The sequence below is a fragment of the Pseudomonas alvandae genome (assembly GCF_019141525.1).
In the GTDB taxonomy this organism is placed as follows: domain Bacteria; phylum Pseudomonadota; class Gammaproteobacteria; order Pseudomonadales; family Pseudomonadaceae; genus Aquipseudomonas; species Aquipseudomonas alvandae.
Genome location: NZ_CP077080.1, coordinates 141,180 through 163,495 on the forward strand (window position 1 = coordinate 141,180; position 22,316 = coordinate 163,495).

General features: G+C 59.9%; 21 protein-coding genes. 12 read left to right on the forward strand and 9 right to left on the reverse strand.

Annotated features, from left to right (window positions below):
* Positions 1 to 1,416, reverse strand: a complete 1,416-nt coding sequence (locus KSS97_RS00615; protein ID WP_030139089.1) for an acetyl-CoA carboxylase biotin carboxylase subunit — start codon at positions 1,414 to 1,416, stop codon at positions 1 to 3.
* Positions 1,417 to 1,603: 187 nt separating this feature from the next.
* Between KSS97_RS00615 and KSS97_RS00620 the strand changes: the two genes are divergently transcribed.
* Positions 1,604 to 2,566, forward strand: coding sequence for a LysR family transcriptional regulator (locus KSS97_RS00620; RefSeq protein WP_303651298.1), 963 nt, complete (start codon positions 1,604 to 1,606; stop codon positions 2,564 to 2,566).
* On the opposite strand, the gene KSS97_RS00625 is transcribed toward KSS97_RS00620, so the two are convergent.
* From KSS97_RS00625 to KSS97_RS00635, 3 genes are all read right to left on the reverse strand, one after another.
* Complete coding sequence (locus KSS97_RS00625) at positions 2,508 to 2,717, reverse strand: PA3496 family putative envelope integrity protein (protein ID WP_080628535.1); 210 nt, start codon at positions 2,715 to 2,717, stop codon at positions 2,508 to 2,510. The genes KSS97_RS00620 and KSS97_RS00625 overlap by 59 nt on opposite strands.
* 249 nt (positions 2,718 to 2,966) lie before the next feature.
* The gene (hexR, locus tag KSS97_RS00630) at positions 2,967 to 3,833 is read right to left on the reverse strand and encodes a transcriptional regulator HexR (RefSeq protein ID WP_003187110.1); all 867 of its coding nucleotides are present in this window, start codon (positions 3,831 to 3,833) and stop codon (positions 2,967 to 2,969) included.
* Between the two features lie 205 nt (positions 3,834 to 4,038).
* Complete coding sequence (locus KSS97_RS00635) at positions 4,039 to 6,903, reverse strand: EAL domain-containing protein (protein ID WP_217860673.1); 2,865 nt, start codon at positions 6,901 to 6,903, stop codon at positions 4,039 to 4,041.
* 261 nt (positions 6,904 to 7,164) lie between these two features.
* Between KSS97_RS00635 and uvrD the strand changes: the two genes are divergently transcribed.
* The 3 genes from uvrD to KSS97_RS00650 all read left to right on the forward strand — a co-directional run bounded on the left by uvrD (position 7,165) and on the right by KSS97_RS00650 (position 11,068).
* A complete protein-coding gene (gene uvrD, locus KSS97_RS00640; RefSeq protein ID WP_030139085.1) occupies positions 7,165 to 9,345 on the forward strand; it encodes a DNA helicase II in 2,181 nt (726 codons plus the stop codon).
* 304 nt (positions 9,346 to 9,649) lie between these two features.
* Positions 9,650 to 10,522 (forward strand): Tim44 domain-containing protein, encoded by an 873-nt coding sequence (locus KSS97_RS00645; protein WP_030139084.1) that lies wholly within the window; start codon positions 9,650 to 9,652, stop codon positions 10,520 to 10,522.
* A 138-nt stretch (positions 10,523 to 10,660) separates the two neighbouring features.
* Complete coding sequence (locus KSS97_RS00650; protein ID WP_030139083.1) at positions 10,661 to 11,068, forward strand: SMI1/KNR4 family protein; 408 nt, start codon at positions 10,661 to 10,663, stop codon at positions 11,066 to 11,068.
* Positions 11,069 to 11,089: 21 nt separating this feature from the next.
* Here KSS97_RS00650 and KSS97_RS00655 read toward each other — a convergent pair whose 3' ends face one another.
* Positions 11,090 to 12,853, reverse strand: a complete 1,764-nt coding sequence (locus KSS97_RS00655; protein WP_217860674.1) for a cation:proton antiporter — start codon at positions 12,851 to 12,853, stop codon at positions 11,090 to 11,092.
* A 263-nt stretch (positions 12,854 to 13,116) separates the two neighbouring features.
* Between KSS97_RS00655 and KSS97_RS00660 the strand changes: the two genes are divergently transcribed.
* The gene (locus tag KSS97_RS00660) at positions 13,117 to 13,602 is read left to right on the forward strand and encodes an acyl-CoA thioesterase (RefSeq protein ID WP_030139081.1); all 486 of its coding nucleotides are present in this window, start codon (positions 13,117 to 13,119) and stop codon (positions 13,600 to 13,602) included.
* A 73-nt stretch (positions 13,603 to 13,675) separates the two neighbouring features.
* Here KSS97_RS00660 and pdxY read toward each other — a convergent pair whose 3' ends face one another.
* Positions 13,676 to 14,548, reverse strand: a complete 873-nt coding sequence (gene pdxY / locus KSS97_RS00665; protein ID WP_217860675.1) for a pyridoxal kinase PdxY — start codon at positions 14,546 to 14,548, stop codon at positions 13,676 to 13,678.
* 119 nt (positions 14,549 to 14,667) lie between these two features.
* Between pdxY and KSS97_RS00670 the strand changes: the two genes are divergently transcribed.
* Positions 14,668 to 15,090, forward strand: coding sequence for a DUF3301 domain-containing protein (locus tag KSS97_RS00670; RefSeq protein ID WP_217860676.1), 423 nt, complete (start codon positions 14,668 to 14,670; stop codon positions 15,088 to 15,090).
* A 12-nt stretch (positions 15,091 to 15,102) separates the two neighbouring features.
* Here the strand turns inward: KSS97_RS00670 and KSS97_RS00675 are convergent, their stop codons facing one another.
* Complete coding sequence (locus KSS97_RS00675; protein WP_217860677.1) at positions 15,103 to 16,068, reverse strand: CobW family GTP-binding protein; 966 nt, start codon at positions 16,066 to 16,068, stop codon at positions 15,103 to 15,105.
* 28 nt (positions 16,069 to 16,096) lie between these two features.
* Between KSS97_RS00675 and KSS97_RS00680 the strand changes: the two genes are divergently transcribed.
* Complete coding sequence (locus KSS97_RS00680; protein WP_217860678.1) at positions 16,097 to 16,450, forward strand: NADH:ubiquinone oxidoreductase; 354 nt, start codon at positions 16,097 to 16,099, stop codon at positions 16,448 to 16,450.
* Positions 16,451 to 16,514: 64 nt separating this feature from the next.
* Here KSS97_RS00680 and zigA read toward each other — a convergent pair whose 3' ends face one another.
* Positions 16,515 to 17,723 (reverse strand): zinc metallochaperone GTPase ZigA, encoded by a 1,209-nt coding sequence (gene zigA, locus KSS97_RS00685; protein ID WP_217860679.1) that lies wholly within the window; start codon positions 17,721 to 17,723, stop codon positions 16,515 to 16,517.
* 116 nt (positions 17,724 to 17,839) lie between these two features.
* Between zigA and KSS97_RS28310 the strand changes: the two genes are divergently transcribed.
* The 5 genes from KSS97_RS28310 to KSS97_RS00705 all read left to right on the forward strand — a co-directional run bounded on the left by KSS97_RS28310 (position 17,840) and on the right by KSS97_RS00705 (position 21,659).
* Positions 17,840 to 18,232: a glutamine synthetase gene (locus KSS97_RS28310; protein ID WP_407682880.1), complete on the forward strand. Its 393-nt coding sequence runs from the start codon at positions 17,840 to 17,842 to the stop codon at positions 18,230 to 18,232.
* A 112-nt stretch (positions 18,233 to 18,344) separates the two neighbouring features.
* Entirely contained in the window at positions 18,345 to 19,241 is an 897-nt protein-coding gene (gene folE2, locus KSS97_RS00690; protein WP_217860682.1) for a GTP cyclohydrolase FolE2, read from the forward strand.
* Entirely contained in the window at positions 19,238 to 19,906 is a 669-nt protein-coding gene (locus KSS97_RS00695) for a metal ABC transporter ATP-binding protein (protein WP_217860683.1), read from the forward strand. The genes folE2 and KSS97_RS00695 overlap by 4 nt, the downstream gene beginning before the upstream one ends.
* Positions 19,906 to 20,772, forward strand: a complete 867-nt coding sequence (locus tag KSS97_RS00700; protein ID WP_217860685.1) for a metal ABC transporter permease — start codon at positions 19,906 to 19,908, stop codon at positions 20,770 to 20,772. The genes KSS97_RS00695 and KSS97_RS00700 overlap by 1 nt, the downstream gene beginning before the upstream one ends.
* 11 nt (positions 20,773 to 20,783) lie before the next feature.
* On the forward strand, positions 20,784 to 21,659 hold the full coding sequence (locus KSS97_RS00705) for a metal ABC transporter substrate-binding protein (RefSeq protein ID WP_217860686.1): 876 nt from the start codon (positions 20,784 to 20,786) through the stop codon (positions 21,657 to 21,659).
* A 78-nt stretch (positions 21,660 to 21,737) separates the two neighbouring features.
* On the opposite strand, the gene KSS97_RS00710 is transcribed toward KSS97_RS00705, so the two are convergent.
* Entirely contained in the window at positions 21,738 to 22,259 is a 522-nt protein-coding gene (locus KSS97_RS00710) for a DUF3617 domain-containing protein (RefSeq protein WP_030139070.1), read from the reverse strand.
* Positions 22,260 to 22,316: the final 57 nt, after the last annotated feature.

The window sequence follows — 22,316 nt, forward strand, 5'->3', positions numbered from 1 at the left end:
TTACAGGCCTGCGTGGGCGGCAATGGCGGCGGCGATGGCCAAGGCCAGCTCTTCGGGTTTGCGCTTGATCGAGTAGTTGGTCAGTTCAGGGTGGCTTTCAACGAAGCTGGTATTGAACTGGCCGCTGCGGAATTCCGGATTGCGCAGGATTTCCTGGTAATAGGCGGCGGTGGTCTTGACCCCTTGCAGGCGCATGTCATCCAACGCTCGCAGGCCTCGGTCCATCGCTTCTTCCCAGGTCAGTGCCCAAACCACCAACTTCAGGCACATCGAATCGTAGAACGGCGGAATGGTGTAGCCGGTGTAGATCGCCGTGTCGGTGCGCACGCCCGGGCCACCCGGAGCGTAGTAGCGGGTGATCTTGCCGAAGCTGGGCAGGAAGTTGTTTTTCGGGTCTTCGGCGTTGATGCGGAACTGCAACGCAAAACCACGGTGCTGGATGTCTTCCTGCTTGACCGACAATGGCAGCCCGGAGGCGATGCGGATCTGTTCGCGAACAATGTCGATACCGGTGATTTCTTCGGTGATGGTGTGTTCCACCTGCACCCGGGTGTTCATCTCCATGAAGTACACCTCGCCTTCGGCGAGCAGGAACTCCACGGTGCCGGCATTCTCGTAGCCCACGGCCTTGGCCGCGCGCACCGACAGGTCGCCGATGTAGGCGCGCTGTTCGGGGGTCAGTTGCGGGCTCGGGGCAATTTCGATCAGCTTCTGGTTGCGGCGCTGGATCGAGCAGTCCCGCTCGAACAGGTGCACCACGTTGCCAAAACTGTCGCCCAGGATCTGCGCTTCGATGTGCTTGGGATTGACGATGCATTTTTCCAGGAACACTTCCGCCGAACCGAACGCCTTGGTGGCTTCGGAGATCACGCGCGGGAAGGCCTGTTCGAGTTCTTCGCGACTGTTGCAACGACGGATACCCCGACCGCCGCCGCCGGACGTGGCCTTGAGCATCACCGGATAACCGATCCGGTCACCTTCGGCCAGCGCTTCTTCGATGCCCGAGACGTTGCCTTCGGTGCCCGGCGTGACCGGTACGCCGGCCTTGATCATGCTGCGGCGCGCTTCGGTCTTGTCGCCCATGCGGCGAATGACTTCCGCCGAGGGGCCAATGAATTTGATGCCGCGCTCAGCGCAGATGTCTGCCAGTTCGGCGTTTTCCGAGAGAAAACCGTAGCCGGGGTGCAACGCATCGCAGCCGGTTTCCACCGCCAGGTTCACCAGTTTGCGCGGGTTGAGGTAGCCGGCCAGCGGATCGGCGCCGATGCTGTGGGCCTCGTCCGCACGCTTGACATGCAACGCATGGCGGTCCGCGTCGGAGTAGACCGCGACCGAGCGAATGCCCATCTCGGCGCAAGCGCGCACGATGCGGACGGCAATCTCACCACGGTTGGCGATCAGGATCTTTGTTATCAATTGGAGGTTCCCTTGAGCCGGTGATACCCACGGCCTGGGTTCAGGCCGATGCGTGACCAGATGTAACAATTGGTCGCAGGTCCACACTAGTCCCGGCTGGGGATTAACAAAAATGAATAATTATTGGGCCGTGCATAAGCAAAGACTTATAGTTGAGGTAATTGTCTCGACCCAGAGTGTTTGAAAAATGCGTAAGTCATTGATGCGTATGACATTGCGTCAACTGCAAATCTTCAATGAGGTGTGCGACCTGCGGTCCTACAGTCGCGCTGCCGATGAAATGTCGCTTACGCAGCCGGCCGTCAGCCTACAGATTCGCTCCCTCGAAGAGCTTATTGGCCAGCCTTTGTTTGAGTACGTTGGCAAGAAACTCTACATGACCGAAGCCGCCGAAGCGTTGCAACGCGCCAGCCGGGACATCTTTGGACGCCTGGAGAACCTCGACATGCAGCTATCGGACATGCAGGGTTCGCTGCAAGGCCAATTGAAGCTCGCGGTGGAATCCAGCGCCAAATACTTCGTCCCGCATCTGTTCGCCGCGTTCAAGCGCCAGCATCCGGAGGTCAACCTGAACCTCACGGTGGTCAATCGCGGCCAGGTCATCCGACGGCTCTCGGACAACCGCGACGACGTGGTGATCATGTCCATGGTGCCCCAGGACATGGGCCTGGAATTCCTTCCGTTTCTCAACAATCCGATCGTCGCCGTGGCGCCGCCCGATCATCCGCTGTGTCACCTGGGCCCACTGCGTTTGCAAGACCTGGAGCCTTACACGCTGCTGCTGCGCGAACCGGGCTCCGGTACACGGCTGGCCTGCGAAGAATATTTCAAGGAAAAGCGGGTGCACTTCACCCAGACGTTGGAAGTGGCTTCGGCTGAAGCCCAGCGTGAATGCGTGGTGGCCGGGCTGGGCGTGGCGCTTTTGACACGCCACGCCGTGAGCCGGGAACTATCATCCGGCGCGCTCATCGAGTTGCCGGTGGAAGAACTGCCGCTGTACCGCAGCTGGTGCCTGGTGCAGGCCAGGGCGAAGCGCCTGTCACCGGTGGCTCATGCCTTCCTGGCCTTCGTTCGCGGTGAGCGCGCGCAGATTATCGGCCTGGTTGAGCGCTTCGACGGGAAGCCGCCGGTGTTGCCTGCCAGTAATTGAATTCAACCGCGTCAGGAAATTCGCTGATTTCCGCCAGGAGCTGGCGTTGCTCGAAACGGTCTTCGATCGCACGACGGAACGCCATGCGGCGCTGATCTTCCTGCTGACGACGGGTTTTGGCGGCGCTGCGTTCTTCGTAGGACTGGGTCATGTCGAGACTCCCAAGACGTATACGGGAGCTTTACGATGACGGCGGGCGATGACGGTTTGGCTGCGCGTGCATTACAGAACGATGAATTCGGGCGAATGAACCGTGGCGAGGGAGCTTGCTCCCGCTCGACTGCGCAGCAGTCGCAAACCAGCCATGCGGTGTATCTGGAAAAATCGTTGGGGACTGCTTCGCAGCCCAGCGGGAGCAAGCTCCCTCGCCACAAGAGCCCCTAACTTTCAGAATCAGCGCTCAGTCGTCCAGCGCCTTCACCGACTTGGGCGACAACCGCAGGCTGCGAAGGCTGCGCTTCACGCTCTTGAGGTGGTTGACCAGGCTCGGGCCACGCGCCATGGCGACGCCCATCGCCAGGACGTCGATCACCACCAGATGGGCGATGCGCGAGGTCAGCGGCGTGTAGATCTCGGTGTCTTCATGTACGTCAATGGCCAGGTTTACCGTGGAAAGCTCCGCCAACGGCGTCTGGCTCGGGCACAAGGTAATCAGCGAGGCACCGCTTTCACGCACCAGGTTGGCGGTGATCAGCAGGTCCTTGGAACGCCCCGACTGGGAAATGCAGATCGCCACGTCGGTTGGCTTCAGCGTGACGGCCGACATGGCTTGCATGTGCGGGTCGGAATAGGCCGCCGCCGTGAGCAGCAACCGGAAGAATTTGTGCTGGGCATCGGCCGCCACCGCGCCCGAGGCACCGAAGCCATAGAACTCGACGCGCTGGGCCTGGGACATGGCCGTGACGGCCTTCTGCAACGCCACCGGGTCGAGCTTCTCGCGAACCTCCATCAGCGTGTGCAAAGTCGTATCGAAGATTTTCAGGCTGTAGTCGGCGACCGAATCGTCTTCATGGATCGCAAACTGGCCGAAGCTCGCACCGGCCGCCAGGCTTTGCGCCAACTTGAGTTTCAGGTCCTGGAAACCCGAGCAACCAATGGCCCGGCAAAAACGCACGATGGTCGGTTCGCTGATGCCGACGCTGTGGGCAAGATCGGCCATGGAACTGTGCATCACGGCCGCAGGATCAAGCAGTACATGATCGGCGACTTTCAGCTCCGACTTGCGCAGCAGGTGGCGTGACTGGGCGATGTGTTGCAACAGGTTCAAAGGGCTGGACTCTTGTTATGGGCAGGTGCCGGGATGTAGCAATCTTGTAGTTATACTACAAGAATTGTCTTTATGCCTGCCCAATACGTAACTGATTTAGCCCCGCCAACCCTTGTTTTGGCGGGGAACGCTTCATGTAGCCGTCGCAGTGAGGGAAGCAGAAAAAAGTTCGAAACGATTCCTCGATCCAACCCGGCGGGCGGTCCTATTTTTGCGTCTCCAACAAGCGGGCCAAGCCTTCAGCGTCGACCGGCCGACTGATGAGATACCCCTGGACCTCGTCGCATTGTTCATTTTTCAGGAAGTCGAGCTGCCCTTGCCGCTCCACGCCCTCGGCCACTACCTTGAGCGAAAGCCCATGGGCCATCGCAATGATCGCGCGGGTAATGGCCGCGTCCTCGCCACCCTCCTCCAGGCCGCGAATGAAGGCCTGGTCGATTTTCACGTAGTCCACCGGAATACGCTTGAGGTAGCTCAGGGAAGAATAGCCGGTGCCAAAGTCATCGATGGCGAGCTTGACCCCCAAATCCCGTAGCTGCTGAAACGTCGCGATAATATGCTCAACGCTATCGAGCAACTGGCTCTCGGTCAGCTCCAGTTCCAGGTATTGAGGGGCCAGACCGGTTTCTTCCAGTACCTGCCGCACCAGGCTGACCAGCTTGCCCTGGCGCAATTGATGCACCGACAAATTGACGGACACCCTGATCGGCGCGAGCCCCTGGCGTTGCCATTCGCATGCCTGCCAACAAGCTTGGCGCAACACGAATTCGCCAATCGGCCCGATCAACCCGGTCTCTTCGGCCAGGCCGATGAAATCCCCCGGCGGCACCCGGCCCATGGCCGGATGATCCCAACGCACCAACGCCTCGGCGGCGTTCAGGCGACCGGTCGCCAGGCACAGTTTTGGCTGGTAAAAGACCTTCAGTTGTTGCTCTTCCAAAGCCTTGCGCAGCTGATTCTCCAGTTGCAGGCGCTCCAGCGTGCTGGCCTGGAGGCTGTCGGTGTAGAACTGGAAATTGTTACCCCCCAAATGCTTGGCATGTTGCATGGCCATGTTCGCCTGGCTGACCAGCATGGCAACTTCCCGCGTGTTATCAGGCAACAAGCTGATGCCGATCGAGGCACTGAGCACCAGTTCATGGCCTTCTATGGTCAGTGGTACACGCAGTTTGGCGGCCAGCCGAGTCGCCACCCGCGCCAGGCTCGAAAGGTTGCCATAGGCATCGAACAACACCGCAAACTCATCGCCCGATAGCCGGGCGATGGTATCCGCCTCCGGCAGCGCATTGATCAGGCGCCGAGCCATTTTTTGCAGCAGTTGGTCGGCGATGTCATGACCGAGACTGTCGTTGAGCAGCTTGAAACGATCCAGATTGATATGCAGCAGCGCCAGGCTCCGTCGCCCACCCTGGCGCACCCGCTGATGGGCTTCTTGCAGGCGCTCGCGAAACAGTGAACGGTTCGCCAGACCGGTCAATTCGTCGTAATGCGTGAGATAGCGCATCCGCTCCTCGGACTCGCGCCGGGCCGAAAGATCCGCGAAAAAGCCGACGATATGGCTGACGTTGCCCCGCAGATCGCGGACCACGTTCAGCTGCAGCCACTGCGGATAAAGCTCGCCGTTGGCGCGAGCCTCCACCAGTTCGCCTTGCCAGGTGCCGTGCTGCCTGAGGGCCTGGCGAATGATTGGATAGTGTCGGCGCGCATCGCGGCTGCATGGCAGGTCGACCACGTTGCGCCCCAACATGTCGGCGATATTGAACCCGGTCACCCGCGTGAACGCCTGGTTGGCCGCCAGCAACGCGTAGTTTGGGTCGAAGATCACGATGCCTTCGCTGGCGGCCTCGAATACCGTGGCCGCCAGTTGCCGTTGCTGTTCAAGCTCTTTGCTTGCGCTGATGTTTCGCCGGGTGCCGACCATGCGTAAAACCCGACCGCCAGGGCTGCGTTCCACGGCTCGACCACGGTCTTCGATCCAGACCCAATGGCCGTCGCCGTGACGGACACGGTATTCGATCTGGTAATCCTCGCTACGGCCCTTCAGGTGCTCGACAAGCGCGCGCTTGAGCGCGGGAAGGTCTTGCGGATGCAGCCGCGGGGTCAAATGGCTGAGCATGGCCGTGACGTATTCGGGCTCCAGGCCGAACAGTTCCTTGAGTTGGGTGTGATGGACTTCGTCGGTCTGAAGGTTCCAGTCCCAGAGTCCCAGCTCGCTGGCTTTCAAGGCCAGGGCCAGGCGCGCCTCGCTTTTACTCAGGGCTTGGTTGGCGACATCCAGCTCCAGGCTGCGCTGCGCCACGCGCTCCTCCAGCCCCACCTGGGCCGCACGCAGCCGGGCCTCGGCAGAACGACGCTGCTCGACCTCCCGGGCCAAGGCCTCGTTAAGCTGCGCGCCACGGGCTTGCGCCTGCTGCAAATGCTCGATCAGGGCCTGGTTCTGGAACCGTCGCAGCATGCCGTTGTGTATCAGCCGGTTGACCTGCCAGGCCACTACACTCAGGAAAACCAGCAGGACCAGCCCAAGCCAGCCCCAACCGAGCTGCTGCTCATCACCGCCCCAGAAAAGATAACCGATTGCCGGCAACAGGCACGGCAGGGTGAAGGACAGGTATGCCGAAAGGCTGACGGCGTAGGCAACGCTGGCCGACAACGTAGCCGCGCCGATCAGGCCAAACGCCCAGGCCTGTTGTTGGAAGCTGTCCGCCGGAACCAGCGCAATGCCAGCGCCGGCCAGCGTCAGGCCGGTCATGGCCGAGCCCAGCAAAAACATGCGCAACCAGATCGGGTGCGCCTGGCGGCTTGGCATCGCCGAATCGAACGCTGCCACCTGGATCACCCGCAGCGCTACCAGCGACAACAACCAGACCAGCCATACGCTGACCAGGAAATAGCGCGATGGCTGCCACAACAGTGCGGCACAGACCAGACCGTTGATCAGCATGAACAGCGTGGGCAGCAGTGAGCCCTGGTACAGCAGCCTTGTGCGTTCGACCGCCATTTCCGTGGCGTACTGCTTGTAAATGACCCGCGGCTCAACACAAGGGCCCGCCAGATCGGAATTGAAGGTCATAGTCGATGTTCTTGTTCTTATTCAGGGGCGCATGGTGCACCCGAAACGAGAACCGAGCATACACAAGCCAAAGGCCATCCCACACTGCTCTCGCTCATAAAAATGCTGAAAAAACTGGCCATTCCACTGGGCACTGGTGACACCAGGCAAGCGCCACCCATGCCTGTAGAGGCTGACCAACCGGTCGTCACCAAGCGGTGTTTTGTCGGTTGATGCAAAGCTCGGTTTGCCCGGGGTGGCGCCGCACCCTAGAATGCGCCGATGCGCGATGATCTCTCCCTTCTGCTGAACTCCCTTAACGATGCCCAACGCCAGGCTGTTGCTGCCTCCGTGGGCCGTCAGTTGGTCCTGGCCGGTGCCGGCTCCGGCAAGACCCGAGTGCTGGTGCACCGTATCGCCTGGTTGATCCAGGTCGAGAACGCCTCGCCCCATTCGATCCTGTCGGTCACCTTTACCAACAAGGCTGCCGCCGAGATGCGCCATCGCATCGAACAGCTGATGGGCATCAACCCGGCCGGCATGTGGGTCGGCACCTTCCACGGCCTGGCCCATCGCCTGCTGCGAGCCCACTGGCAGGAAGCCGGCTTGAGCCAGACGTTCCAGATCCTGGACAGTGATGACCAGCAGCGCCTGGTCAAGCGGGTCATCCGCGAACTCGGCCTGGATGAACAACGCTGGCCGGCCCGTCAGGCCCAATGGTTCATCAACGGCCAGAAGGACGAAGGCCTGCGCCCGCAACATATCCAGGCCAGCGGCGACCTTTTCCTGGCGACCATGCGCAGCATCTATGAAGCCTACGAGGCGGCGTGCCAGCGTGCCGGCGTCATCGACTTCTCCGAGCTGCTGCTACGGGCCCTGGATCTCTGGCGTGACCACCCGGGCCTGCTGGCCCATTACCAGAAACGCTTCCGGCATGTCCTGGTGGACGAGTTCCAGGACACCAACGCCGTTCAATATGCGTGGTTGCGCCTGCTTGCCAAGGGCGGCGACAGCCTGATGGTGGTGGGTGACGACGATCAGTCGATCTATGGCTGGCGGGGCGCGAAGATCGAGAACATCCACCAGTACTCGGCAGACTTCCCCGACGCCGAGGTCATTCGCCTGGAACAGAACTACCGCTCCACCGCCGGCATCCTCAAGGCCGCCAACGCCCTGATTGCCAACAATACCGGGCGCCTGGGCAAGGAACTGTGGACCGACGGCAGCGAAGGCGAGGCGATCAATCTCTACGCCGCCTTCAACGAACACGATGAGGCCCGCTATGTTGTGGAAACCATCGAGAGTGCGTTGAAGACCGGCCTGGCCCGCAGCGACATCGCCATCCTGTATCGCTCCAACGCCCAATCACGGGTGCTGGAAGAAGCCCTGCTGCGCGAACGGATTCCTTACCGGATCTATGGCGGCCAGCGCTTCTTCGAGCGCGCCGAAATCAAGAACGCCATGGCCTACCTGCGCCTGATCGAAGGCCGTGGCAACGACGCGGCCCTGGAGCGGGTGATCAACGTGCCGACGCGGGGCATCGGCGAGAAAACCGTCGAGGCGATTCGCGAGCATGCCCGCCACAGCCATGTGTCGATGTGGGAAGCGATGCGTCTGCTGGTCGACAACAAAGGCGTCACCGGTCGCGCCGCCGGCGCGCTGAAGGCCTTCATGGATTTGATAGAAGACCTGGCTGCCAAGTGTGGGGAAATGCCACTGCACCTGATGACCCAGACCGTCATCGAGCAATCCGGCCTGATCGCCTATCACGAAGCGGAAAAAGGCGAGAAAGGCCAGGCCCGGGTGGAAAACCTCGAGGAACTGGTCAGCGCCGCACGCAACTTCGAAACGACGGAAGAAGACGAAGACCTTTCGCCATTGTCGGCTTTCCTCGGCCATGCTTCCCTGGAGGCCGGCGACACCCAGGCCGACGAGCATGAAGACAGCATCCAGCTGATGACCCTGCACAGCGCCAAGGGCCTGGAATTCCCGTATGTGTTCCTGGTGGGCATGGAGGAAGGCCTGTTTCCCCACAAGATGAGCCTGGAAGAACCCGGACGCCTGGAAGAGGAACGCCGCCTTGCCTACGTTGGCATCACCCGCGCCATGCAGAACCTGGTGATGACCTACGCGGAAACTCGACGCTTATATGGCAGCGAGACCTACAACAAGGTGTCGCGCTTCGTACGCGAAGTACCGAAAGGTCTCATTCAGGAAGTCCGTCTTTCCAACAGCGTCAGCCGTCCGTTCGGCGGCAGCCAGCAACAAAGCAGCAGCCTGTTCGGTGGCAGCGATATCCCGGAAACCGGCTTCAGCCTTGGCCAGGCGGTACGGCATTCGGTGTTCGGCGACGGTGTGATTCTCAACTTCGAAGGCGCCGGTGCCCAGGCTCGGGTCCAGGTCAACTTCAGCGAAGGCAGTAAATGGCTGATGCTGGGGTATGCCAAGCTCGAGGCGATCTAAAAAATCTCTGCAGTCACCTTGTGGGAGCGAGCTTGCTCGCGATAGCGGCCGATCAGTCAATATTCATGCTGACTGACACACCGCTATCGCGAGCAAGCCCGCTCCCACAGTCGTTTCGGAGACGTCAAAATTTCCGATAGAACTTGTTTACCTTTCCTACAGCCCAAAGCGAACAGGCCTGCTTGCATAGCCAAAGCTGAACCTAAGCTGTCACGCAAAAGCCCGAAACACTCTGTCGCTAGCCAGCAACAGTTCAGCTGTGCAACATGGCGCGCGTGCTATCCACAAATGGGAATGCCTTTATATGAAACGTTTTCTTAGCATCGCCATGGCGTTGTGCATCGGCCTGACGATGGCCATCGACGCCAATGCCGCCAAGCGTTTTGGCGGTGGTAAAAGTTCGGGCGCAGCCCCGACTCACCAGACCAGCCAGATGGCACCGTCCTCTGCCGCCGGGTCCACTGCCGCCACCGCAGGCGCGGCCGGCGCTGCTGGCGCCGCTACCAAGGCCAGCGGCGCTTCCCGCTGGCTCGGCCCCCTGGCCGGTATCGCCGCCGGTGGCCTGCTCGCTTCCATGTTCATGGGCGACGGTTTCCAGGGCATGCAAATCTTCGACATCCTGATCATGGCGGTCATCGCCTTCCTGGTCTTCCGTTTCATCGCAGCCCGTCGTCGCAAGCAGCAGGAGCAATTCGCTCCGGCCGGTCATGCGCCGATGCAGCGTGAAGTGTTCAACCAGCAGCCTGCCGGCGGTTCGATCTTCGGTGGCGCGGCCGCTCCAGTGGCGCGTCCGGTGATCAATGCGCCCGCCTGGTTCAACGAACAGCGCTTCATCGAAGCGGCGCGCAGCCACTTCATGTCCTTGCAGCAGCACTGGGACGCGAACGAAATGGACAAGATCGCCGAGTTCGTAACCCCACAACTGCTTGAGTTCCTCAAGCGCGAGCGGGCCGAGCTGGGTGACGGCTTCCAGTCCACCTACATCGATAACCTGCAGGTGCAACTGGACGGCGTCGACGATCGCGCCGACAAGACCATCGCCACCCTGACCTTTATCGGCGTGTCGAAAGACTCCCGCTTCGACCAGGGTGAAGCGTTCAGCGAAAGTTGGAACATGGAACGCGCCCAAGGCGAGAACCAGCCTTGGCTGGTGGCTGGTATCCGCCAGAACGGTTGAACCTTTTCGCGTTTCGCATGTTGAAATAAAAGAACCCCGGCACTTGCCGGGGTTTTCTATTTCGCAGTTGCATCTATGGCGGGCTACTGTATAAACCGCCCATATAAAACCGCGCCATCGAGAAAGAGGATCCCGGACGTGGAAGAAATCATCGAACAATTACGCGAAGCCAACGAACCCGTGCCGGTTCCGCTGGAGTTACCTGATGAAGATCTGCTGGTAGAAATCGAAGAACAGTTGTTCATCGATATCCCCTTCGTATTCAGGGAATTTTTGCTGACCGTCAGCGATGTCGTCTATGGCAGCCTGGAACCGGTGACTGTTACCGATCCGCAATCCCATACCTACCTGCCGGACGTAGCGGCCAACGCCTGGGACGCTGGCGTCGACCGGAGCCTGATTCCGATTTGCCAGGACGGCGATGATTATTACTGCGTCGAAGAAGACGGCACCGTGGTGCTGTGGCAAGCAGACGAAGAACTGATCGCCGAGGAAACCTGGGAGTCGGTCTGGCATTGGGCACGGGACGTCTGGCTGGAAAGCTGATCCGCCAGGGCCCGGCGCTGGTCAATGCCCGGACGATTCCTTGTGATTGTCCAGCGTATCGAGCAAAGCCACCTGCATCCGCGTGTGCAGGCGGACAAACCAGCGCCAGAGCAGCGCCGCCACGACAGTCGCCACCACGGCAATCAGCAACAGCAACTTGTTGGTCGGCAAGATACTGGCCGACAAGGCTGCCAACAGCAGGAAGATCACCAGCAGCGACAGGATCGGGATCACTTCGGCGATCACCCGACGCACGCGCTGGGTATGGCGGCCGGCCATCTCCGGCTTTACGCCCATCTCCGCCAGCAGCATCGACAATGCCTTGAGCTTGCGGTACGCCGCGATCAGGAACGGCAGCGACAGCAGCAACGCTGCGCCCCAGATCAGTGCCTTTTGCCAGCTCGGATCGCTGATCCACACCTCTAGATAAGCAGCCATCCGCTCGGCGAAATACCCTCCAGAAACAAAAATGGCAATGACCAACGCCAGGTTGACGCCGACTTGCAGCAGGATTCGCCTGATCATGGAGGCCAGCATGGCTCCTTCACCCTGGGGCTGGATACTGCGCAACCACTCGCCATACATGCCCAGCACGCGCGCCAATCGTCGCGGTATCGCCGATGCCAGCCTGACGGACAACGGATCAGCGGCTCGGATCAAATAGGGCGTCAGCAGCGTGGTGAGCACCGAGACAGCCACCGCCACCGGATAAAGGAAATCACTGGTGACCTGCAAGGTCATCCCCAGCGACGCGATGATGAAAGAAAATTCGCCAATCTGTGAAAGGCCCATCCCAACGCGCAGTGAGGTGCGTCCGTCATTGCCTGCGATAAAGGCACCGAGACCACACGAAAGCACTTTACCCAGCACCACTGCACAGGTGATCACGGCGATCGGCCACGCGTACTGGAGCACTATGGCCGGGTCGAGCATCAGCCCGATGGCCACGAAAAAGATTGCGCTGAACAGATCGCGCACCGGTTCTACCAGCCGCTCGATTTTCAACAGCTGTTGGGACTCGGCCATGATCGCGCCGATCAGAAATGCCCCGAGCACCATGCTGTATTCCAGCTTCACCACCAACAGGCAAAAGCCGAAGCAGAGCCCCAGTACTGTAATCAACAGCATCTCGTTACTGTCGAACTTCGCCACATAGGCCAGCAATCTGGGCACCAGCAGGATGCCAATCACCAGCGCTACGATCATGAACAACGACAGCTTGCCGACGGTCGATAGCACTTCGCCGGAACTCACCGCACCGCTGACCGCGATGCTCGAAAGCAAGGCGATGATGCCGATGCCAAGGATGTCCTCGACAATCAACACCCCGAAAATCAACTGCGCAAAGCGCTCGTTCTTCATCTTCAGGTCATTCAGGGCCTTGACGATAATAGTGGTCGACGAGATGGCGAGGATGGCGCCGAGAAACAGCGAGTCCATGGCATTCCAGCCGAACCAGCGCCCGATCTCATAGCCGATCCAGATCATCAAGACGATTTCCAGGAACGCCGCGATGAACGCTGTGGCCCCCACCTTGAACAATTTGCGCAGGCTGAATTCCAGGCCCAGGCAGAACATGAGAAAGATCACCCCGAGCTCGGCCAGGGTCTTGATGGTTTCTTCGTCATGGATAAAGCCGAACGGCGGTGTATGCGGGCCGATGACGAAGCCGGCGACAATGTAGCCAAGCACCACCGGTTGCTTGAAGCGATGAAACAGTACGGTAACCAACCCCGCCGCCAGCATGATGATCGCCAAGTCTTGTATGAAGCTAATGGCATGCATGGTGGGGCTCCTTGCTGACATGACTCATGCGGAGTCGGATAGGTCCGTTTCTCTTGTAGGAAATACCCAGATGAGGGGCTTTTGCAGGTTAACACCGGGACTTCTGGCAAAAAGACGGTGCAATATATGGAAACAGATCCATCGAAGCGTGACGGCTCGCATCGGCGCAGCGTCCCGATATGAGTGGTTTGTATCTGGTAACCACAACCCAGCGCCCGCAGAGGCGCCCATCCTGAACTGCTGCCTTGAACCGTGAGAACGTTATGGAACCCGGAAACGCCCAGCTGTCGATGACGGTGTTGATGACCCCCGACATGGCCAACTTCTCTGGCAATGTCCATGGCGGCACCTTGCTCAAATACCTCGATGAAGTGGCCTACGCTTGTGCCAGCCGTTACGCCGGCCGCTACGTGGTAACGCTGTCGGTCGACCAGGTGATTTTCCGCGAGCCGATACATGTCGGTGAGTTGGTGACGTTCCTGGCTTCGGTGAACTACACCGGCAACACGTCGATGGAAGTGGGCATCAAAGTCGTGACCGAGAACATCCGTGAACGCTCGGTGCGCCACACTAATAGCTGCTTCTTCACCATGGTAGCGGTGGATGACTTGCGCAAGCCGGCCCCCGTCCCGCCGTTGCAACCGCAGAACAGCGAAGAAAAACGGCGCTATGAACAAGCCCAGCAACGCCGGCAGATTCGCCAGGAGCTGGAGAGACGCTATCAGGAAATCAAGGCGGACGGGCCTTAACCAGCCGCAGAAATCCCTGTGGGAGCAAGCAAGCTCGCTCCCACAGGGATTTGCAGCATCTCCACGGATGTGATCAGAGGCTGATCGGCACTGCCTCGAATCGCACGCGCGGATGGGCGATGCGGTCTTGGGCGCGGATCAACTGCAGCTCGTAACTTGCGCACGCTTGGGTTTCCAACAGCACCTCATGCACGGCCGCAGCGGTGAATTCGAATGCCGCCACCAGGCTATCCCCCAACAATATCCGCGCCAGGAACAACCCCGACGTGAGGTCGCCCACCCCCACTGGTTGACGCGGAAACGCCAGCAGCGGACGGCGCAAATGCCAACTGCCATCAGCCGTGACCAGCAGCATCTCGAAACTGTCTTCGGGCTTGCCGGGGTAAGCCAGGTGTTTGACCAGCACGACCTTCGGACCGCGGGCCAGCAGCGCACGGGCCATGGCCAGACAGTCAAACAATGATTGCGCCTTGCGCCCCGAAAAACTGTCCAGTTCCAGTTGGTTCGGGCACATGATATCGGCCACGGCAGCGGCTTCCTCCAGCAGGAATTCGCTGACCTCGGGCGCCACGATACAACCCTTCTCCGGGTGCCCCATGACCGGGTCACACAGGTACAGCGCCTTTGGGTTGCAAGCCTTGATCCGCGCCACACCCGCCAGAATGGCTTGCCCCTGGGCCGCGCTACCCAGATAACCGGAGAGCACCGCGTCGCAATTGCCCAGCTCGCCGATGGCGGCGATGCCTTCCACCAACAGCGGTATCTGGGCGGGTGCGAGCACTTCACCGGCCCATTGTCCATACTGGGTGTGATTGGAAAATTGCACGGTATTGAGCGGCCATACGTTTACGCCGACCCGCTGCATCGGAAACACGGCAGCGCTGTTGCCGGCATGGCCAAATATCACATGGGACTGGATGGCAAGCAGATGAGGCGTACGTTTCATGCGGGAAGTTTCCGTAAAACGAATGAAATTCAAGCCGCGCAGTATGCGACTAAACGCAGCCTGTACGACAGGCCGGAGACACAGTTAAGCTGACGGCAACTTGTTGGAGCTTTCCGTTCATGCTGACCCTTGGAAATATTTTCGTGCTGATGCTGCTGGCTACCGGTGGCGCCTGGCTGTGGCACAACCATGGCTTGCGCGAGCGCGCCTTGGCGAGGGTCATGCAACATTGCGCCAACCTCAAGATCGAGCTGCTGGACGGCAATGTCGCGCTGCGCAAGATCGGATTCGTAAAGGACGCCAGCGGACGACGGCGCCTGGCGCGTGTGTATAACTTCGAATTCACGGTGACGGGCGAGACCCGTCATTCGGGTACGATCACTCAGTTTGGTGCCCACAGCGCCCACATCGAACTGGCGCCTTACCCGATGCCGTTCGAAGAAACCCCGCCTGCGCCGATTGAATCGGTCCAGACCCGGCCCAGGGCTGAGGTCATCGAGCTCAGCCAATGGCGCCAGGAGCACAACAAGTGGAAGCCGTGAAGCGCGACTGATTCATGGACATCGGCAATTTGCCAGGCTCGTTTGCAGCGCAACCACGTCCTGCGGTTCGGCGAAGATCAGTTCGATCCGTGAATCCTGTCGCCACTCGCTGGCCTGCCACTGCAACGACGCACTCTCCAACGCATTGGCCGAGACCCAACCGTCAGCGCTGTGGATAACCATCTTCGCCCGTTTCCAATGCGCACCGTCGAGCCAACGCGTCACCGCGGCCGCATCAAAACGCTGGGACGGATGCCACCGCCAACCAATGCTCCAGCCTTCCCCCTGCTGCTGGTACAGGCACACCGGCGCCATCGGATCGGTCCAGATAGCCGGGATTTGCCCCAGCCCTACAGGTAGGCTCAGGTTATCCACAGCGCCATCGCCCCGAGCCGAAATGCCCGGCAATCGACTCATCGGCAACTCAGCCTGTTGCGTCCAATACACGCCCAGCGCAGGCAATTGGGTAATTACGCGCGCCCGATCATTGTCGGTGAGGCCTTCGGATTTGTTCAGCACCAGCAATCCGGCATCAACCAACGCCTGTCGTTGTGTATCGGGCAATGGCTTGCCGTCCGCCATCGCTCGGGCATCCAACACCATCACGCAAGGCTGGACCGCCAGCACGCCGAGCCAAGGCGCCGCGCTCAATTGACGCAGCAGTTGCGCCGGATGGCCCAGCCCGGAAGGTTCGATGAACAGCCTGTGGGGCCGAGCCTTTCGCAACAAACGACCCAGGCCTATCTGAAACGGCGCGCCGTTGACGCAACATAGGCAGCCACCGGCCACTTCGCCCAATGCGATACCATCGGCGGCCTGGGTCAGCAGCGCGGCATCCAGGCCGACCTGGCCGAACTCATTGATCAGCACCGCCCAGCGTTCATCCGCAGGGCGCTGGGCCATCAGGTGCCTGATCAGGCTGGTCTTGCCGGCACCCAATGGACCGGCGATGACATGGGTGGGGATGTCCTGCAACATAGATCAATGGCTTTGAGTGGAGGTGAAGATGCGAATGATCGGTTGGCTGTTACTGGCTTTGACTTCGAGCCAGGCCATGGCCCAGGCCTGTATCGTACACAGCCAGGCGGAACGACTCGACGTCCAGGTCTGCCAGCAGAACCGCAACATTCCGCAAAAGCTGTTTGCCGACGGTTTCTGCCAGCCGAGCCTGCCTGGGCAAAAAGTCGACGTGCAATACGTGGATCAGTGCCCTGGCGGCGCGTTTGGCATCTGCAGCAACGCCCAAGTCGCCAATATGCCTTATCACCAGGATATTCACTATTACGGCGTGGCGACCGACGCGGCTTATCTCAAGCCGTTTTGCGAAGGGAAAAGCCAGGGCACCTGGCTCAAGCCTTGAGCCAAGCGATCCAATCTGACGACACTTGATGTTCCCCTGGGAGCGCGCCCAGGGAAGCGACGAATCAAGCCGCGACCTCGTCATGCCACGGGCCGAACGGGTCCGGTAACAGCCGCCAGGCTTCCATGCCCAGGGCCATCTCCGCGTCGGTCAGCAGGCAGGCGTTCAGTTCTTCGGTGAGTTGATCGAAATCCATGTTCTGGCCGATGAACACCAGCTCCTGACGGCAATCGCCTGTCTCCGCCAGCCAGTTTTTCATGATCGTGGCGCTACTGTCCTCATCCTGCGGCCATTGGTGTTTCGGCACGAACCGCCACCAACGTCCGGCGAACCCATAACGCATCAATCCGCCGGCCTGGGACCAGCTTCCTGCTTCTTCAGGCTTGCTAGCCAACCAGAAAAAACCCTTCGAACGCAGGAGCCTGCCATTGGGCCAAGGACGGTCGATGAACGTAAAAAAGCGCTCGGGATGAAACGGCCGACGTGCCCGGTAGGCCGTCGAGGCGATGCCATACTCCTCGGTCTCCGGTACAGGCTCGCCTCGCAAAGCTTGCAGCCAACCAGGTGCTTGGGCGGCGCGTTGAAAATCGAAAAGGCCGGTGTCGAGAATGCTGGCCAGCGGCACCTGGCCCATGACCATGGGAACAATCCGCGCGTGGGTGTTGAGACGCTCCAGGATCGCGATGAGCTCCTCTCGCTCCCGTTGGCTGATCAAGTCGATCTTGCTGATCAGTATGACGTCGGCAAATTCGATCTGCTCAATCAGCAGCTCAGTGATTGAGCGCTCGTCTTCCTCACCCAAGGTTTCGCCCCGGGACGCAAGGCTCTCGGCCGCGTGGTAATCCAACAGAAAATTTACGCCGTCGACCACCGTCACCATCGTGTCGAGGCGCGCGACATCGGCAAGGCTCCGGCCTTCCTCATCGCGAAACGTGAAGGTTTCCGCCACGGGCAGCGGCTCGGATATGCCTGTGGATTCGATCAACAAATAATCAAAACGCCCTTCCCTGGCAAGTTGCCCGACCTCTTCAAGCAAGTCCTCGCGCAACGTGCAACAGATGCAGCCGTTGCTCATTTCCACCAGTTTCTCTTCGGCACGATTCAGGGAGACATCTCGCTGGACTTCGGTGCCATCGATGTTGATCTCACTCATATCGTTGACGATCACCGCGACACGCAGGTTTTCTCGATTGCGCAGGATGTGGTTGAGCAACGTGCTCTTACCGGCACCGAGGAAGCCGGAAAGGACGGTTACGGGAAGGCGATCGGGCATCAGGTATATCCTCATCGGTGGCCGTTCCGGCTCGATATGTATAGGCAGGCTAATTTACGTTATACTATAACAATAATTTCGTCACCATCTGCAAACCTTATTGCCGAGAACGATCCATGCGCAGCTCTGTGAAATTAATGACGGCGGGGGCGCTATTGCTTTGGACGGTCTACGCGTCAGCTCAAAACCCGCTCTTGGCGAATTGCACCCGCAGTGCGAATTTGCTGGCGTGTGTCGATGGATACGGCAATGCCTACAGCGTTCAGACGAGTGGAAATGTCATCTATACCCGCGGGTTCGAGGCTGTGAGCCACCGCTATTGGGCGCAAACGACCAGCCGTTATGGCCTGCTCACATTTTTTACGGGCCTGGCATCGGATGGAGAAAGTTGGGTTGGGTATAACCGACGAGTCGGCTGGACAACGATCAATCGTTTTTCAAGCTCTGGCGGGAGCAGGGGTGGGTTCATATGTAGTCGCCTCAATGGCTGTCAGGACTCGCCCCGCTGACGTTTCACGTGGAACAGCCCGACGGATAAGTAAAACTCCTTTCATGGGAGCGCTATTCACAAGCATGACGTTATACTATAACGTCTAATTTTGGATTCTTTGCGGACCTCTCATGAATGCGTTAACGCTGCCCGACGTCGCTGCGCAAATTTCACGCCAAGCGCTTCCCCTCGACTGGGTCGGCATGTGTGGAATCGCCTTACCCGTGCTGATCGGCGGCCATCGTCTCCAGGCGATGGCCGATGCAGGCGTCAGCCTGGATGACCATGAGGCCCGTGGGATCCATATGTCACGCTTGTATCTGGCGTTGGAAACGCTTGAAACGACGGAGCTCTCACCAACATCATTGCATCGTATTTTGCGGCAGTTTCTTGATAGTCATGAAGGCTCGTCTCATGCGGCTTCATTGACTGTCCATACCGATCTGCTGCTAAAGCGCCCGGCACTCATCAGCCCCTTGGCCGGTTGGAAGCGCTATCCGGTAAGCATCGAAGCCAGCCTGAAAAACGCGATGTTCCACGTGGAACTTCGAATCCAGATTCCCTATTCCTCCACCTGCCCTTGCTCGGCGGCACTCGCTCGACAATTGATCCAGCAACAATTCGTCAACGACTTCGCAAACAAGACGCTGGAACACGCCGAGATCCTCGCCTGGCTGGGCTCGCCAAATGGCATCGTGGCTACCCCTCATAGCCAGCGCAGCACGGCAACGCTGACCCTGCGGTTGAACAAAGAGATTGAGGACTTACCGTTCCAATCATTCATCGATGCTGCTGAAGAAGCCCTCGGCACCGCGGTACAAACCGCCGTCAAGCGCGCGGACGAACAGGCATTTGCGTTGGCCAACGGCCAAAACCTGATGTTCTGCGAAGACGCTGCAAGGCGGCTGACCACAGCCTTGGCAAAACCCTCTCTCATCAATGCGCTGAGTGTCAGGGTCGTTCACGCCGAAAGCCTGCACGCCCATGACGCGGTGGCCGAAAGCAGCTGGACGCGAGGCGCATCATGATCAACTGCCACGCCCTGCGCTGGGGCGCTCCCGGACAACCGCTGACACCGCCACTCACGATGGAGCGGCCAGCAGGAAGTCTCACAGCCATCATCGGGGCAAACGGTTCAGGCAAAACCAGTCTCTTGAAAGTATTCGCAGGCCTGCAAAAACCTCTGGCCGGCAAAGCCACCGTCAACGTACCCAAGCGCGGCGGCATTTCATTCCTGCCGCAACAGCAACACCTGGATCGTCAATTCCCCATCAGCCTGCAGGAGTTGGTTGCCGCCGGTGCTTGGAGGAGTTCATACACACCGGCGATGCGGCGTATTCGGTTGAAGACGGTGCTGGAGGACTGGGCCCTGAGCGGACTCGAGCAACGCCCCTTGATGGCATTGTCTGGAGGCGAATTGCAGCGCGCCCTGCTCGCCCGATTGAGTCTGGCTGACGCACCGCTGCTGTTGCTGGATGAACCTCACGCCGCCCTCGACGAACAGGGCCAAGTGCTGCTGTGGAAACACCTTCACCGTTGGCATGCCGAGGGCAAAACCGTCGTGGTGGTGTGTCATGACCTGGGCGCCGTGCGCGAACATATTCCGCATACCCTGCTGGTGAGCAATTCACGCTGCGTACTGGGCCGAAGTGTCGACTTGATTGCGCAGCAACCCCGCGCTTGGGTGGCCTGATGCTTGCGGTCACTCATTTTTGGCAACCCTTCCAGGAATTCGTATTCATGCGCCGGGCCTTGCTCGGCGGCCTGGTGTTGGCGTGCAGTACCGCGCCGCTGGGCGTGTTCCTGATTCTGCGGCGCATGAGTCTGATCGGTGACGCGGTGGCCCACGGCATCTTGCCCGGCGCCGCGCTGGGCTTCTGGATCGCAGGGCTGAGCCTGCCGGCTTTGACGTTAGGCGGCTTGGGCGCGGGTTTGAGCATGGCAGGGCTCGCCGCTTGGATTACTCGCCGGACCGGTCTGCGGGAAGACGCCAGCCTTGCAGCGATTTATCCGATTTCCCTGGCCGCCGGCGTGTTGATTCTTGGCTTGGCCGGTAAACGCCTGGACCTGCTGCACTTGTTGTTCGGTTCTGCATTGGCGGTGGACGGCCCGACCCTGAGCGGCATGCTGTGGGTCTGTGGAATCAGTCTTGTAGCGATGGCCTTGATTTATCGACCACTGCTGCTGGACACCCTGGATCCCCTGTTCCTGCAAACAGTCAGTCGCCTGGGTCCGTTGGCCCATGGTGTGTTTCTGACCTTGGTGGTGTTGAACCTGGTGATCGGTTTCCAGGCCATCGGCGCGCTGATGGTGGTCGGCCTGATGATGTTACCGGCGGCCGCCTCACGGTTCTGGAGTCGACGCCTGCCCATTCTGATGATGATCGCGGCACTGCTCGGTTGCATCTCGGTGTGGCTGGGGTTGCTGTTGTCGTTCAATTTCTCGCTTCCCAGCGGGCCGGCCATCGTCCTGGTGGCGGGCGCGTCCTATCTGTTGTCCGTGGTATTCGGTCCGGTGCACGGTCTCCTGCGCCGCCCGCCCCTGCTCACATCCCCATGAGGTATTTCTTGATGCGCGCCCTGCTCCTGATCTTCAGCTTGATGCTGTCCGTGTCCCTGTCCGCCGCCGAAAAGCTCAAGGTAGTGACCAGCTTCAGCATCCTTGCCGACATGACCCAACAAGTCGGCGGCGAACACGTCCAGATCATCAACATGGTTGGACCGGACGCCGACGCGCACACCTACGAACCCACGCCGGACGACGCCAAGGCGCTGCTCGGGGCCAGGTTGATTATCAAGAACGGGCTGGGCTTCGAGCCGTGGCTAGATCGCCTGGTGACCAGCACGGAAACCCAGGCTTCGGTGATCAGCGCCAGTCGAGGCGTGATACCGCGATCGCTGAATGAAGATGGCGAGACGGTCCCCGACCCACACGCCTGGCATAACCTCGCCAACGCGCAGCTGTACGTCAGCAATATCACCAAGGCACTCGAAGCGGCGGACCCGGACAACAAGGCTGACTACGAACGTAACAGCCAGGCGTACCTGAAAACGATCTATAAGCTGCTTGCCGAAGCGAAGGCAAAGTTCGGCGCGCTACCACCGGGTAATCGCAAGATCGTTACGTCCCACGATGCGTTCGGTTACCTGGGCCAGGCCTATGGCATCGAGTTCATGGCGCCGCAGGGCCTGTCCACCGAACGTGAGCCCTCGGCGGCAGAAGTCGCCGCGCTGATTACCCAGATCCGCCAAGCGAAAGTCAAAGCAGTATTCATGGAGAACATCAAGGATGCGCGCCTGCTCAAACAGATCGCCGATGAAAGCGGCGCGCACATCGGCGGCACGTTGTACTCGGACGCCCTGGCCGCGAGCGGCCCCGCCAGCACATTTACCGGGCTGTTCGAGTACAACCTCAACACGCTGTACGAGGCGTTGAGTCGGCCGTGAGCGCTCAGAGGTTTTGAACCGCTAAACGCCCAGCGGAAGCAAGCTCCCTCGCCACGAATCCATCACATCCAGCCCAGGTCAGGCCCTCGGCTTGACCGTCCCGCAATCCTGCCCCAGCCAAACGGCGCGGGTGTCCAGGCTACCGTTCTGCTGGATGCCCGTAGCGTTGAACGTGCCGTTGACCTTGGTGGTGAATTCCCGATCGCTCTGGAAGGTGGCAATACCATTGCCCTGGGCCTTCGGGCAGCTGAAGCGAAACTTCCATTGATTGCCGGTGCGCTCGGTGATCTGTTGCTTGCACCCTGATTGCGGATCCTGCAGCGGAATATCATTAGTCTGCACTTGCGCAGGTGTCAGGCAGACCCGAATGCCTTTTCCGCCCATGGTAATGCCTTGCTTCTCGAGCATCGCCCGTTGCTCGGGGGTCATCTGGGTTTGTAGCTGTCCGAGGATCAATTGCAGATCCGGCAGGTTCTGGTTATCGACTTTCATATTGCTGGTAGTCAGTTCCCACAGTCCCGGTTGAAGCATCTGCGCCTGAGCCGCCAGAGGAACCGACAAGCCAACCGCCAAGGCCAAACCCAGCAGACGAACATTCATTGCAAACACTCCAGAGGACAAGTAGCCGTTAGACGCCGCCCACAGGCTTCGGTTCAG

What these genes read in the sequence shown, in the direction of transcription:
- KSS97_RS00620 (WP_303651298.1), top strand. Translation starts at nt 1,604, where the DNA reads ATGCGTAAGTCATTGATGCGTATGACATTGCGTCAACTGCAAATCTTC.
- KSS97_RS00625 (WP_080628535.1), bottom strand. Translation starts at nt 2,717, where the DNA reads ATGACCCAGTCCTACGAAGAACGCAGCGCCGCCAAAACCCGTCGTCAG.
- KSS97_RS00635 (WP_217860673.1), bottom strand. Translation starts at nt 6,903, where the DNA reads ATGACCTTCAATTCCGATCTGGCGGGCCCTTGTGTTGAGCCGCGGGTC.
- uvrD (WP_030139085.1), top strand. Translation starts at nt 7,165, where the DNA reads ATGCGCGATGATCTCTCCCTTCTGCTGAACTCCCTTAACGATGCCCAA.
- KSS97_RS00645 (WP_030139084.1), top strand. Translation starts at nt 9,650, where the DNA reads ATGAAACGTTTTCTTAGCATCGCCATGGCGTTGTGCATCGGCCTGACG.
- KSS97_RS00655 (WP_217860674.1), bottom strand. Translation starts at nt 12,853, where the DNA reads ATGCATGCCATTAGCTTCATACAAGACTTGGCGATCATCATGCTGGCG.
- KSS97_RS00660 (WP_030139081.1), top strand. Translation starts at nt 13,117, where the DNA reads ATGGAACCCGGAAACGCCCAGCTGTCGATGACGGTGTTGATGACCCCC.
- pdxY (WP_217860675.1), bottom strand. Translation starts at nt 14,548, where the DNA reads ATGAAACGTACGCCTCATCTGCTTGCCATCCAGTCCCATGTGATATTT.
- KSS97_RS00670 (WP_217860676.1), top strand. Translation starts at nt 14,668, where the DNA reads ATGCTGACCCTTGGAAATATTTTCGTGCTGATGCTGCTGGCTACCGGT.
- KSS97_RS00675 (WP_217860677.1), bottom strand. Translation starts at nt 16,068, where the DNA reads ATGTTGCAGGACATCCCCACCCATGTCATCGCCGGTCCATTGGGTGCC.
- KSS97_RS00680 (WP_217860678.1), top strand. Translation starts at nt 16,097, where the DNA reads ATGCGAATGATCGGTTGGCTGTTACTGGCTTTGACTTCGAGCCAGGCC.
- zigA (WP_217860679.1), bottom strand. Translation starts at nt 17,723, where the DNA reads ATGCCCGATCGCCTTCCCGTAACCGTCCTTTCCGGCTTCCTCGGTGCC.
- KSS97_RS28310 (WP_407682880.1), top strand. Translation starts at nt 17,840, where the DNA reads ATGCGCAGCTCTGTGAAATTAATGACGGCGGGGGCGCTATTGCTTTGG.
- folE2 (WP_217860682.1), top strand. Translation starts at nt 18,345, where the DNA reads ATGAATGCGTTAACGCTGCCCGACGTCGCTGCGCAAATTTCACGCCAA.
- KSS97_RS00695 (WP_217860683.1), top strand. Translation starts at nt 19,238, where the DNA reads ATGATCAACTGCCACGCCCTGCGCTGGGGCGCTCCCGGACAACCGCTG.
- KSS97_RS00700 (WP_217860685.1), top strand. Translation starts at nt 19,906, where the DNA reads ATGCTTGCGGTCACTCATTTTTGGCAACCCTTCCAGGAATTCGTATTC.
- KSS97_RS00705 (WP_217860686.1), top strand. Translation starts at nt 20,784, where the DNA reads ATGCGCGCCCTGCTCCTGATCTTCAGCTTGATGCTGTCCGTGTCCCTG.
- KSS97_RS00710 (WP_030139070.1), bottom strand. Translation starts at nt 22,259, where the DNA reads ATGAATGTTCGTCTGCTGGGTTTGGCCTTGGCGGTTGGCTTGTCGGTT.